Source organism: Chthoniobacterales bacterium, assembly GCA_035274845.1.
GTDB lineage: Bacteria > Verrucomicrobiota > Verrucomicrobiia > Chthoniobacterales > UBA10450 > AV80.
In genome coordinates, this window is sequence record DATENU010000010.1 from 37,268 (window position 1) to 50,983 (window position 13,716).

9 protein-coding genes are annotated in these 13,716 nt (G+C 59.0%); 5 read left to right on the forward strand and 4 right to left on the reverse strand.

Annotated features, from left to right (window positions below):
• Window positions 1–29: 29 nt before the first annotated feature.
• A complete protein-coding gene (locus VJU77_05535; protein HKP02810.1) occupies window positions 30–1,838 on the reverse strand; it encodes a phosphoenolpyruvate carboxykinase (GTP) in 1,809 nt (602 codons plus the stop codon).
• A gap of 234 nt (window positions 1,839–2,072) precedes the next feature.
• Between VJU77_05535 and VJU77_05540 the strand changes: the two genes are divergently transcribed.
• A complete protein-coding gene (locus VJU77_05540) occupies window positions 2,073–2,930 on the forward strand; it encodes a DUF6576 domain-containing protein (GenBank protein HKP02811.1) in 858 nt (285 codons plus the stop codon).
• 53 nt (window positions 2,931–2,983) lie between these two features.
• On the opposite strand, the gene VJU77_05545 is transcribed toward VJU77_05540, so the two are convergent.
• Complete coding sequence (locus VJU77_05545; GenBank protein HKP02812.1) at window positions 2,984–3,451, reverse strand: PTS sugar transporter subunit IIA; 468 nt, start codon at window positions 3,449–3,451, stop codon at window positions 2,984–2,986.
• Window positions 3,452–3,519: 68 nt separating this feature from the next.
• On the opposite strand from VJU77_05545, the gene VJU77_05550 reads away from it, so the two are divergent.
• Window positions 3,520–4,239, forward strand: a complete 720-nt coding sequence (locus VJU77_05550) for a DUF2270 domain-containing protein (GenBank protein ID HKP02813.1) — start codon at window positions 3,520–3,522, stop codon at window positions 4,237–4,239.
• Window positions 4,240–4,287: 48 nt separating this feature from the next.
• Window positions 4,288–5,100, forward strand: a complete 813-nt coding sequence (gene mazG, locus VJU77_05555; protein HKP02814.1) for a nucleoside triphosphate pyrophosphohydrolase — start codon at window positions 4,288–4,290, stop codon at window positions 5,098–5,100.
• A 304-nt stretch (window positions 5,101–5,404) separates the two neighbouring features.
• Here mazG and VJU77_05560 read toward each other — a convergent pair whose 3' ends face one another.
• Both VJU77_05560 and VJU77_05565 read right to left on the reverse strand, forming a co-directional pair.
• Window positions 5,405–5,728, reverse strand: coding sequence for a hypothetical protein (locus VJU77_05560; protein ID HKP02815.1), 324 nt, complete (start codon window positions 5,726–5,728; stop codon window positions 5,405–5,407).
• 143 nt (window positions 5,729–5,871) lie between these two features.
• Window positions 5,872–9,909 carry a DUF5979 domain-containing protein gene (locus VJU77_05565; GenBank protein ID HKP02816.1) on the reverse strand — a complete coding sequence of 1,346 codons (4,038 nt, stop codon included), beginning with the start codon at window positions 9,907–9,909 and terminating at the stop codon, window positions 5,872–5,874.
• A gap of 149 nt (window positions 9,910–10,058) precedes the next feature.
• On the opposite strand from VJU77_05565, the gene VJU77_05570 reads away from it, so the two are divergent.
• A complete protein-coding gene (locus VJU77_05570; GenBank protein HKP02817.1) occupies window positions 10,059–10,859 on the forward strand; it encodes a sigma-70 family RNA polymerase sigma factor in 801 nt (266 codons plus the stop codon).
• A complete protein-coding gene (locus VJU77_05575; GenBank protein ID HKP02818.1) occupies window positions 10,859–13,705 on the forward strand; it encodes a protein kinase in 2,847 nt (948 codons plus the stop codon). Before VJU77_05570 ends, VJU77_05575 begins: the two co-directional genes overlap by 1 nt.
• Window positions 13,706–13,716: the final 11 nt, after the last annotated feature.

A 13,716-nucleotide genomic window follows, 5' to 3' on the forward strand; every position in this document is an offset into this window, starting at 1 on the left:
AAAAAGCGTTCCGCGAACTGGTAGACCAATTACGCGTCGAACCGCTGCGCCACCTTCTCCCGCTCGGTCAGGAGTCGCTCTGGCATGTCGGGTTTGAGCGTCTCGAAAAATTTTGCCTGGCCTTCGAGTTCGTTCTTCCACTCGTCAGGTTTGATAGAGAAGAGCTCTCGCATCGTCTCGCGGGTAATGTCCATTTCCGCGAGATCGAGATCTTCCGGGCGCGGAATGACGCCGATCTCCGTTTCCGCGCCGCCACCCTGGCCTTCGCAGCGGTCGATGATCCATTTCAGGACGCGCATGTTTTCGCCGAATCCGGGCCACATAAATTTTCCGTCGCTGCCTTTGCGGAACCAGTTTACGTGAAAGATGAGCGGCGGATTTTTCAAGCGCGGCCCGATCTCGAGCCAGTGCTGAAAATACCGGCCCATGTTGTATCCGCAGAAGGGCAGCATCGCCATCGGATCGCGCCGGACCTGGCCGAGTCCACCAACGGCCGCCGCCGTCATTTCAGACGCCATCGTGGCTCCGATGTAGGTCCCGTGCTCCCAATCGCGCGCCTGGAAGACCAGCGGCATCGTGTCGCTTCGCCGTCCGCCAAAAATGATGGCGCTGATCGGAACGCCCTCGCCTTTTTCCACGTCGGGATCGAGCGCCGGGTTGTTCCGCATCGGGACCGCGAACCGGCTGTTCGCATGCGCGGCCTTCTCTTTTGAAGCAGGCGTCCAATCATTCCCGCGCCAGTCGATCAGATGATCGGGAACCGCGCCGTCCTTCCCTTCCCACCAGACATCGCCGTCGTCGGTGAGCGCGACGTTGGTATAAAGCGTGTCGCGCTCGATCGATTTCATCGCGTTCGAATTCGATTTGTAACTCGTCCCGGGCACGACGCCGAAGTAGCCGTTCTCCGGATTGACCGCATAGAGCCGCCCATCCTTCCCGATCTGCATCCAGGCGATGTCGTCGCCGATCGTCGTCACCTTCCAGCCCTTGAAATGCGGCGGCGGAATGAGCATCGCGAAATTCGTTTTGCCGCAGGCGCTCGGGAACGCCGCCGCGACATAATGCTTGCGCCCGTCCGGAGCTTCCACCCCCAGGATCAGCATATGCTCGGCGAGCCAGCCCTGCTTCTTCGCCAGATAGGAACCGATGCGAAGGGCGAGGCATTTCTTGCTCAATAAGACGTTGCCGCCATAACCGGAACCGACCGAAATGATCGTGTTGTCCTGCGGAAAATGACAGATGAGCCGCCGCTCCGGATTTATGTCGAGAAGAGAATGAACGCCGCGATTCCATTCCGCCTTCGGATCCGCGCCGAGTCGCCGCACCGCGACCGATCCCATCCGCGTCATGATTCGCATACTCAGGACGACATAAATGGAATCCGTGATTTCGAACCCGACTTTGGTGAGCGACGAATCCGGCGGTCCCATGATGTAGGGCACCACGAACATCGTCCGGCCACGCATCGCTCCGCCCAGCATGGTGTGCAATTTTGTGTAGGTCTCCGCCGGTGCCGCCCAGTTATTTGTCGGACCCGCTTCCTCCCTGGTGGGAGTGCAGATGAGGGTAAATTGCTCGACGCGCGCCACGTCGTTTGGATTAGAGCGATGCAAATACGAGCGCGGCTTCTTTTGCTCGTTCAGCTTGAGGACAATGCCCTGGCGCTGCGCCTGTTCGAGAAGCCAGCTATTTTCTTCTTCGGACCCGTCGCACCAGAAAATGTTTTCGGGCTCCGTCAGCCGGGCGACTTCCTGGACCCAATCGAGCACCGCCGGGTTGCTCGGCTTGGAGGCTCCGATTCCTTCCGGCGGGGCAATGGCTGGCGCGAGATTTTCCATGGTTCCCGCCTTGCGTCACAGGCAAAGGCCGCAAGCCGGATTGTCATTTTCTCCGCTTCAGGCTCTTGTCCAAGCAAATTTTCGCTGATGGAGACGGCCTGCCCCCAGGCCGTGGCCGCAAGCGTCGAAGATTGATACCCCCCCTTTTAGAGAGCCGCCCCACGGCCTGAGGGCAGGCCGCCTCCAAACTAGAACATCGCTTGCGCGCCATGCGGGCGCGCATTTAGTTGCCTCATGTTTGGAGTCACCACCTCGGATGACTACAAGCCGGTGACATGGGTGGGGCGTCATCCGGTCGACGTCACGACTTTACTCGTCGGCGTCCATGTCCTCTTGATGGTCCTGACCTGCTTCCTGGTCGCGTTCGGCGGTGGCTCTATCTTGAACGTGGCCATGTTCGACAGCGCTCAGGTGCTGGTCTACGGACGCGTCTGGCAGATCGTGACCTACGCTTTCGTCCATGCGCCCTACTCCGCCTACGCGCTGCTTTGGTTCGTGGTCGAAATGTATATGCTTTTCGCGTTTGGCCGGGAGGTGGAGCGCTTTATCGGCCGGCGCGCGTTCCTCATTCTTTACGGCTTGCTTCTCTGGATCCCGACGGTGTTTCTCCTCCTGGCGGGGCTTTGGGGAAGGTTCGGCGTGGCCGGCTCCGCCGCGCTCCATTTCGGCGTTTTTATCGCCTTCGCTTCCATTTATCCGCACGTCGAAATGTTTTTCCTCCGAATCCAGGTCAAATGGATTGCGCTCATTCTGACGGGTATCGGCACGCTGGCGGCTTTCGCAAATCACGATTGGGCCAGCATCATCATTCTGTGGACTACGGTGGCGACGGCGTTCTTTTTCATTCGGTTGCGCGGAGTTGGCCCGGAGCTCGTCTGGTGGGACAACCTGAAAGCGCGCTGGCAACCGAAGCCGAAATTCCACGTGGTCCCGCGGTCAGCACCCCGCCGTGTCGTCGAGCCGGAAAATATTCACGAATCCATCGACCCCGTGCTGGACAAGATATCGAAGCAAGGAATCAACAGCCTGACTGCTTCGGAAAGACGAGCCCTCGACCGGGCCAGAAATCGGCTCCTAAAAAAACCGCAGTAAGCAACGTTCGGAGGCCGTTGAATGGGCCCGACGCGGCAGGCGCCCTCCCGGCTTCACTTCACTTCGAGCGACCCGGCCCGCAACAGCTCGACAAACTCTTCGGGCGTCGTCGCGGCCATCAGGGCAGCGCGGCGCTCCTTGTCTTTCACGACCCGGGCCAGCGCTCCCACGCAGATAAGATAATCGGTTACCATTCGCTGCGGGACACCGATCAAAAAAATTAGATGCACCGGCTCATTCGAATAGCCGAACGGGATTCCGGGCGTGCTCCGGCCAATGCCCAGAACGATTCGATCCACCAGATTTGTGCGCGCGTGGGGGAACGCGATGCCTTCCCCGGTGTTGGTGGAAGTCCGGCCTTCGCGTTCCATCACAGCGTCGGCCAGCTTGTAGAAGTCATTGACGCGCCCGTTGTCGCGCAAAAGCTGCACAATCTCGAGAATCGCCTCGGCGGCGGTAGCTTCGTGCAGTTCCAGCGAGACCTGTTTGGGATCGAGAATTTCGGAGAGCAGCGCGGGCATTGGGAAAACGCTTGAGCGATTGATTGGATTGACGGAGCAATCCGAGTTATCGAATTATTCACTAACTCGTGGCAACTCAAAACAATCCCGGCGGGACGACGGACGAAGCGACGATCTCGTGGCAGAAGAGTCTCTACGACCCGGGCTACGTCAATGCGATGTCCCACTTCTATCGGGGCGAGCTGGGGCGGATCATGGTCTGGCGACAACGTCTCGACATCACGACAAATTGGGCGATCACCAGCAGCACGGCCATTATCACGATCGCGTTTTCCAATCGCGAGGTGCCTCACATCATCTTCTTTTTCAACCTGGCGATTGTCTGGGTAATGCTCTGGATCGAAGCGCGGCGTTACCGGTTTTACGACGCCTTCCGGGCCCGGGTCCGCATGCTGGAAGCGCACTTTCTCGTCCCCATGGTGATGGAGAATCGCGAGATGCTTCAGGGCGAATGGAAAAAGCTGGTCTGCGAAGATCTGATTCTGCCCTCGTTCAAGATCTCGAAACTCGAAGCGGTGGGGCGACGCCTGAAACGGAATTACGTTTTCATTTTCATCCTCATCATGGTCGCGTGGGTGACAAAGATTTTCCTGCACGCCTCGATGACGCTGGATGGGCTGCCGGCTTTCTACCGGGCGATGCGCGTCGGCCATATCCCGTCGTGGCTGGTCGCCTTCATCTTCGTCGGCACCCTGGTGAGCGTGATCGGGATCACGATTTACGTCGGCAAAAAGACGACCGGCGAAGTTTCGGAATTCCGCACCCATCGGTCGCTGTGGAAGATCTAAAGAAGTGAATGGCACCGGTGATCAGTGAATAGGTCCCAAACGCCCGCAATGGCTGAGTCTGTTCACCAGTCACCTGTCCCCGATCACTTTCGTCGTCTCTGCGACATCGTCGCCCAACTCCGCGCTCCCGGGGGCTGTCCGTGGGACCGCGAGCAGACGAATGAATCGCTCCTTCCCGGCCTGATCGAGGAAGCGTACGAAGTCGCGACTGCAGTGCGGGCTCGCGATGATCAAAATCTCCGCGAAGAACTGGGAGATCTAATTCTGCTGGCGGTCATGCACTCGGAAATCGCGAACGAAACCGGCCGTTTCAATATCGAGGAAGTGCTCCGGGATGTGACCGCCAAGTTGATCCGGCGGCATCCGCATGTTTTCGGGGACACCGATGTCCGCGACTCGGCTGGCGTGATCAAACAGTGGGACTCGATCAAGCGTGAAGAGAAGGAGCCGGGCGGGGGTCATTATCTGGCCGACCTGCCAGCCGAGCTGCCCGCGCTGATGCGCGCCCAAAAAGCTCAAAAGAAGGCGGCGCGAGTTAATTTCGACTGGGCGGAGCTTTCCGACGTTATCGCCAAGGTTGACGAAGAGCTGGGCGAGACCAAGGAAGCAATTGGGTCAGGCAATCCGGAGGCAGTGGCGGGTGAGATTGGCGATCTTCTCTTTGCCGTGGTGAATCTGGCGCGCAAGGTCAACCTCGACGCGGAAACGGCCCTGCAAAATGCGACTGACAAGTTCGTGGCGCGGTTTAGCCGCGTCGAAGACGAGTTGCGAGCCCGCGGACAAAAGCTCGGTGAAGTGGGTTTGGACGAGCTCGACCGGATTTGGAAACCGCATAAGGCCGAAGCGCGCAAGGCGCCGTAGCCAGTCCGGAAAGGCAACGTCGCGGGAAAGCTCGGCCTGCCATTTACAAATCGCTCTGACCAGCCATATTGCCCGTCCCAATGGACCTTGCCATTAACATCCTGACCGGAATCTTCATCTTTGTCGCGATATTGATGATCCTTGTGATCCTGATGCAACGTCCCAAAAGCGAAGGACTTGGGGCTGCTTTTGGCGGTGGGGTCACGGAAAACATTTTCGGCGCTCAAACGACCAATGTGCTGACCAAAATAACGGGCTGGTTTGCCGCCATTTTTTTCCTGCTCTGTTTCGCCCTTTCAATTCTCTACGCGCAGAAGAGCAGTTCGCCCAGCAACCTGACTGAGCGGGTGAAGAAGAATCTGCCGCCTCCGGTAGCAACAACTTCGGCGACACCCACCGCGACGCCAAGTCCCGATGCTTCTTCGACCGCCACTCCTTCCGCTGTGGGGACGAGCCCGACACCGGCAGGAATCGCCCCTTCTTCGTCGGTAAAGCCGGCTAGTTCCCCGGCTGGAGTTGTCCCGCCCACGACTAGCCCGGCGCCGCCGGCGACCAGTCCTGCGCCTTCAGCGCGGCCGAGCGCCGCCCCATCGGCTTCGACTTCAGTGTCTCCGGCAGCTTCGCCCAAAGGCTAAGTTCTCTTCAGGGCCCAGCCGTAGCGCCTCTCTCTTCCGTACGGTGGGGCAGCTAAGCGGGGACCCATATTGGGGCGCCTGACCCCCGCGATCCCCGGCTTCGCCATCCCGGGAACTGCGGCGGTCAGAAAACGTGCTAACGACCAGGGGCCGGAGTCGGAGTAGGACTTGGGCGGAACGGGCCGTTCCGCGTCGGGCTCGCGGAAGAAGTCACGCCTTTAATTGCGGGCGCGGCAACTTCGGACTTGGCCGCCCGTGTCGGGAGCGGCCTTGGCGAGGTGGCCGAGTCTTTCGATGGCGTCGGCGTCTGTCTCGGCGGTGTCGGGGCGTCTTTCGGCGGTGTAGCTGTTACGATCGGACTCGGGCTCGGGCTCGGCGTACTGAAGACCGACGCATCAGGCAAAGTTGTCGATGGACCGGCGCCGTCAAAGACGGTTCCGCCGCCCGTGCCGCAGCTCAATTGGTTGAGCACGGTTACCGTCACCGGACCGGGAGCCGTCAGGGTGACGTTTCCATTCGCGGGGCTAACCACGGGAGCCAACCAAGCGCAATGCCCTGGAGGCGTCGGCGGGACCTCGGTGACCGTGCAGATGGTTCCGGGAGGAAAGGGCCCAAACCCCACCGTCTTAATCTTCGCCTTCGTGCCGCCCTTGTAGGATTGGAGAGGATCGGAGATGGCAAATGAAACTGTGTCCACGCTCGTCACCGGGCCACTTCCCGGCGGCGAACAACTGACATTGAACTTGAACTGTCCCGCATAGTTCGCCGGCACCCCCACGGCTACCTTCCTGATCTCGCCCTTGACGGGTTCCTCGCATTTCACGTTGAGGTTCGCTGCGAGGTGAGAGAAATCGAGGTTCGATTTTTCGATATTGTGCGCAGTGTTCTGAAAACTCCCGCACTTGGTGGGCGGTTTCATAGTATAGGTCACGCTACAACTCGAGGGACCTGGGGGCAGAGAGCCACCCGTCAGGGAAATGGTCCCTGTCGTGCTGACGTTTGCGCTTCCGCCACAGGTATTGCTTACGACCGCCCCGCCGGTGAAGGGAGGCGAGGGTAAGTTGTCAAAAAAGACGAGGCCGGTCTGGGCCGGGCTGGAAGGCGGATTGGTGAGCGTGATGACAACGTTGACCGGTTGCCCGAGATTGATAACCGCGGGACTAAAGCTCTTCTCCATCGTGGGCTTACACTTCACTTCGAGGTCGGCGCTGAGATGGCTAAAGTCGAGGCCATGGGGCTCATGAATATTCTCGGCGGTGTTATGGAAAATGCCGCACTTGGTGGGCGGGGACATATGATAGGTCACCGTGCAGCTGGACGGGCCGGCAGGGAGTGCACCATTGTGCAGGCCGACGACATTGAAGTTAACGTTGGCAGTGCCCCCGCACGTGTTCGTAACGGTTCCAGTGGTCCCCGGTGAGGGGAAAGGAGGATTCGGCAACGCATCGGCAAAACTCAGCCCGGTCTGCGCTGGCGAGCCGGCTGCATTCGTCAAGGTGAACACGACGTCCACGGGTTGACCAAGAGAGATGACGGCCGGCGAGAATTTCTTAACGAGGGTCGGCGGCGGCGGCGGCACAATTTGAATGCAGGCTTGCGCCGTTGTCAGCGCTGTCTGGTTTCCTTCGAAGAAGGTGAGTGGCGGGAGATAGGACGGGGTCGTGCCGCCAGGAGCGATCCGCACGTCAGCGGTGTTGCAAAGCGGCGTGGGCTGAGTCACCACCGGCGCGGTAGCGCTAACTTGGAACGAGGTTGTACCGCCCCCTGGGATTGCGGCGAGGGTGAAGTTCAGCACATTTCCGGTGAAACCTCCCGATCCTCCGGCTCCGGTGATGCTGAATGGATTAGCAAACGGACTCACAAAACTGCTCATGGTATCGATTAATTTCATCCCCGCTGGACTCGTGTCGCTCCCGGCGTTTTTCACCGTCAGGGTGAACGTAACGGGGCCGCCGCCGTAAGCGGTCGTGGGGCCGCTCTTCCCGACCACGATAGAAACGCATTTGGGCAGCGCCTTCGTCACCTTGGCAAAGAACGCCGGCACCTGAGACAGATTCGTATTGTAGGGATAACTCGGGTCCATGAATGCGGTATTGACCACATTGGTGATGCCGGAATTCTGACACAGAGCGTCGCCGGTCGGCGGCTGATTCAGAGTTACAGTAAGGTTAAAGGTCAGGCTGGCACCGGCCGAGAAAACCATCCCTGTCGGATTGGAGAAATCAATTAACCTCGTGCCCGACCAGAGAGGATTTCTCGGCTGGATATTAGGCCCCGAGGAGGGCGAGGTATAACTCAGCGGGGACGTAACATTGCTTACGCCATTGTTGGCACAGGTGTAGGAATAGGTGATATCCATGGAGGTGGCGTAGAGCGGAGAATCCAGTGACATGGCGTCAATCAGCGTCCGGACCGTAATCGGCCCCGAGGAATTGTTCTTATACGTTAAGACGTACTTAAGGGTCGCCGGATAAGACGCTATCGGTGGCGAAACCGGGTTTTCCACCTTCGTTACCTGGAGTTGGCAAATGGGAAGCGACGGCATCGCGTTCGACACGTAGGCGCTTCCGGTAGCAGGACCGCCGACGTAGGCGTAGTTCCAAATGGCACCCGCCGTGGATGTGCTGGCGCAGGCCGCGGAGTACTGCACTTTATACTTGATTGTTACCGAGGCGTTAGGCCCAAGCGTAAGTGGCATCGAGAACAGCGTGCCCGAGCTTCCGGAGCTCACGACCGGCGTGTAAGTCGTCGGCGCCCCGCAACTGACGGCCGGGGCACATGCGATGTTGTTGGGAGTCGCTGTGAACGGGGGGGTTCCATTATTCCCGACCCAATCCGTTAAGGTCAGTCCGGCAAGGGTTGAATTCGAAGGATTGGTTACCGTAATCGCGTAGATGAAAGGCGTACCTGAGGTCCAGGAGCCGACGGTCTGGACGGTTTTGCTGACATTAACCGTGCCTATTGGGGCGCACGTGGTCGGAAGCCCGGGTAACTGCAAATAGGTGGTGGCAATGCCCGACGTATTATTCGACGCGTTGGTATCCTGGACAGTTGTTGTTCCATTGGAGAAAGTCAGGAACGCCTGGTTCAGCAATTTGTTATTATTATTGGCCGAGCACTGGGAGCCATTCGTGATCGTCGCGTCGAATGTGATCTCGAACCATTCGCCAGCCGGAAGTAATCCGGGAGAAAGCGCGGGATAAGTTATCATCGGCAAATTGTGAGGTTGATTATAGCCCAGCCCAAATGAGTCCGAGATAGCCCCTGGACAGTCGACCGAGCCAGTCGATTTCGTGCACTGAAAGTTACTAATATTGATGCCGAGATTCACGTCTTGCACTCCCCCCGGAGTGCTGACGGTGTCGTTAAGGCGGAGCAACTGGCCGAGATAGACATCCGTTGTATGATACATTAGATCCGGGGTGGATTGATTCTTTACTTTAAGTTTGTAGGTAACCGTACCGGCGGTCGGCCAAATCGGGACGGTGGCCGACGAGCCAAATGTCCCCGTTGTCTTCGGTTTCTCTTCCTTAGTAAGCGTTATGTCGACCGGGAGGTTCGACGCGTAAACACTCCAGTTTAAGTTTTGGGGCTGGGTGCCGGGCCCGCTGGGAGCAAATGTCGCCGCTTGCGAGCCGGCTTGATCGAAATATCCATTGATGATGACGATCACCTTGTCGTTCTTGTTTAAAACGCCAACGGCGATATTATGGACCGACGCGCCGGGCGTGAGATTGCAGCCTGAACCAAGGTTAGTGGGGTTATTCGGTGGATTCGAGGGCCCGAAGAACCTGACACAGAACCCTCCAGTAACATGAAATCCGGCCGGCGTTGTTATGGTGAGCGATACCGGAGTGGTGTTTCCGGCCGGGTCCTGAATGCCATACGCTATGTGACCGAGCGATCCGATGGTAATCGGATTCGGCGGGAGCGGAGAGGGTTGAATATCGTAGTCCCAGGGTACTCCGGACGACGAGGAAACATTACCGCCATGTAGGACCTGGTTGGCATTCCAAGTCGCAGCCGCAAGGCTGGACGCTCCCGTGAGAGCGAGAAGTGCGGCCAGAAGCAGAAGAAAGAGGACGCCGCGAAACCTCCGCAGCGCTGCGAAGTTTTGATGATTCGTTCTAGGGCGAGTTGTTTTCGGGAATCGAGTGGACGGGTTGGTTTTCATAAGGATGGGTTTTGGGGTTCGTGGATTGCTGTTCGGCAGTTACTAGCGGAACCGGATCGGGAAGTTCCGGCCTATTTCGCCGCGCAGGTTTTCGAGAGACCGGCCCAGCGGCGGCGGCTTGTTTTCTACGCTTGTCGAACGGCGGAAAAATGACTACGATCCCCCGGTTGAACACCGCCCCTCCAAGATCAAAGAACTCGGAAGAGCCGCGCATCTTCCTTACCACGCGCTGGAGCCTGATCCTTTCGGGCGTGAATTCGAATGGTGACTCCGCCAAGACGCAGGCGGCGCTGGCCGAGCTTTGCCGGATCTATTGGCGACCTGTTTTCTCCTTTGTTTGCCGCGGAGGATATTCTCCGCAGGACGCGCAGGACCTGACGCAGGACTTCTTCCTAATGATCCTGGAAACCGACTGGCTCCAGCACGCGGACGAAAGCCGCGGCCGTTTCAGGTCGTTCCTTCTCAAGTCGCTTCAGAATTCGCTGAATCATGCGCGGGAGAAAAAGCAGGCGCTCAAGCGGGGTGGGGACGTTCAGTTTATTTCGTGGGATGAGTGGATGGTAGAAGCTCCTTCCCGGTTGTCCATTCCTCCTCAAACGCTAGAGACCTTGCCCGCGGAAAGACTGTTCGACCTTCGCTGGGCCGCGACGGTGGTGGAGCACGCCCTGCGACGGCTGGGCGAGGAATGCGAAGCGAAGGGTCGTCGCCGTCTTTTCGACGCATTGAGCAGCCATTTGACGGCTGAGCGCACTGATGTGTCTTATGCCGATCTCGCGGCAAGCCTGGGAGTGGCTGAGAGCGCGATCAAAAAACAACTGCACAATCTTCGCGAGCGTTACCGATGGCTCCTCCGCGATGAGGTCGCTCATACGGTCGCAAATCCTGCCGACGTGGATGCCGAGATTCGGTACCTCTGCGCGGCGCTCGCCGCCGGAATGGAACAACCTTGATGAAGAATCTGCTTGGCGACTCCGCGCCGGGCAAGAGCACGGCGGAACATCCCGCAATTTGCGACCGATGCGGCGCTGACACCCGGCTGGATCAAGGAACCTGTCTCAGTTGTCTACTGCTGGAAGGATTGGCAGCGAAGGGCGAAGCCTCCAGCGAGGTCTTCGAAAGCGTGCTCGCGGAAGTGGACCTGCCGGACAAGGAATGGCGTCTGGGCAATTACGAGATTCTGGAAGAGATCGGCCGCGGCGGCATGGGCGTGATTTATCGGGCAAAACAGCGGCACTCCCGGCGCATCGTGGCGGTGAAACGCATGCTGAGTTACGAAGCGGAGTCGCATGAGACGCTCGTCCGCTTTCGTCGCGAAGCGGAAACAGCCGCCAGCCTCGATCATCCGAATATTCTTCCAATCTACGAGGTGAGTGAGAGCGATGAAGGCGTTCCCTTCTTCAGCATGAAACTGGCCGTAGGTGGGAGCTTGCGGGCCGCGGCGCCCGCCCTTTCCTCCAAACCGAGGGAGTGTGTCCAACTGATGGCCAGGGTAGCGCGCGCGCTTGAGCACGCTCACCATCGCGGGATTCTTCATCGCGATCTCCAACCGGGCAACATCCTCCTCGATGCACGAGGGGAACCGATGATCAGCGATTTCGGCCTGGCGAAATGGCTGGATGGATGCAGCGACCTCACCCGGACACTCACCGCCTTTGGGACGCCCGGTTTCATCGCGCCCGAACAGGTCGAAGGCGCCGCCGCCAGGTTAACGCCAGCGGCGGATATTTACAGTCTGGGCGCGCTCCTGTTCTTCCTCCTCGTGCGCCGACCACCCTTCGTAGGAGAAAATGCCATCTCGGTCATTCGGCAAGCCGGAGCCACGGACGCACCCCGATTACGCTCGCTGGCGCCGTCGCTCGATCGAGACTTGGAGACCATCGTCGCGCATTGCCTGGAGCGCGATCCAAGGGCGCGTTATGAGTCCGCCGGCAACCTGGCAGACGACCTCGAACGCTGGCTGGCTGGCCGGCCGATTCTCGCCCGGCCGGTCCTCGCTCCTGCCCGCATTTGGCGCTGGTCGCGGCGCAATCCGCTGCTGGCTACGGCAGCAAGCGCGTGTCTGCTCCTCATCGGAGCGGTCGCCGGATTGGTGATCCGCCAAGATGCCTTTACTCCGCCTGAAATTCCACCCCCGGAAAAAAGCCTGGCAGTGCTTCCCTTCGAAAACCTTAGCTCCGCTCCGGACGATGTATTTTTCGCCGCCGGCATTCACGACGATATTCTGACCAGGCTCGCGACTGTAGCGGACCTAAAAGTGATTAGCCGCAGAAGTGTGCGCGATTACAAGCCGGGCCCGTCCCGCAAGCTCAATGAGATTGCCCGCGCGTTGGGAGTGCGGCACGTCCTCGAGGGGAGCGTCCGCCGAGTTAATGGACATGTCCGGATCAGCGCTCACTTAACCGATGCGCAAACCGGCACTCAACTGTGGGCGGAGCAATACGATCGCGATATCGCGGACGTGTTCGACGCCCAGGCGGAATTATCGCAGGCCATAGCAGACCAACTGCGGGCGAAACTTTCCCCCACCGAAAAGGCGACGCTGACAAAACGCCCGACGATCAATGTAGCGGCCTACGATTTGTACATGGGCGCGATGGGACTTATCGCGGGAGCGATTGGCTCGAAGGACGCAGCCGCGAACATAAAGAAAGCTGTCGATCTCCTCAATGAAGCTACCGAGCGGGACCCTTCATTTGTGCTGGCCTATTGCCACCTTGCCCGCGCCCATGAAAATTTATATTGGAATGATTTGGACCATACTCCCACGCGGCTCGCTCTGGCGAAGCACGCCGTGGATTCGGCCGTCCGCCTGGGACCTGATCTCGGGGAAACGCATCTAGCCCTCGCGCGCTACCATTACATTGCTTACAGGGGATATGACTCCGCCCGCGGCGAACTCGAGCTGGCCCGCCATCTCTTACCTAACGACACCGAGGTTCTTACGCTGGCGGGTTTGATCGAGCGACGGCAGAACCGCTGGGCCGCCGCGCTCCGGGATCTGCGGCGGGCAAACGACCTCGACCCCCGCAATGGGGAAATCACCCGAGCCTTGGCGGATACGTATTTGGAACTGCGGCTCTACAAGGAAATGGAACAGCTCTTAAAGGGCGCTCTTTCGACGATTCCTCAAGACGCCCTCGTTATTTACGCCAAGCTCGCGGATTGCTACTTCGCTCGCGGCACCCCGAGGAGTGTCCTTCCGTTCTTCGAATACGGTCCGCCAGGTACGAGCGCTACCCCGTACGGGACCTACTATCGCTTCACGGCAGCGTTATATCTGCGTGACTACGATGGGGCCAGGCGCTTCATCTCGGAGGGCGCGCCGAACGTTCCGGATTCGTTGAAAGGACCCTATTGTCCCAAGGTCTGGTTCGAGGCCTTAATTTCCCACGCCCAACAAGACAGTGAGCAGGCCCGGACAGCATTCACCAGTGCTCGCGAGCTCTTTCAGGCCGCGGTCGAAAAAGAACCCGAGGATCCTGCCCGTCTCAGCGCCATTGCACGGATTGATGCCGCTCTCGGCCGCAAGGAGGAGGCGATTCGAGAAGCGAAACAAGCACTCGCTCTTCGTCCCGTGGAAAAAGACGCAATGGAAGGACCGATGTGGGCGACGAATCTGGCCGTCGTTTATGCCTGGACGGGAGAGAGTGATCTGGCCATCGAACAGTTGGAGGCAGTAACAAAAATACCCGCCGGCCCATCCTACGGTGATCTCGCGCTCAACCCGAGATGGGATAAGCTCCGCGACCATGCGCGATTCAACCAAATCGTCGACTCGCTTCGACCCCCGCCCTAGCGATCCGCACC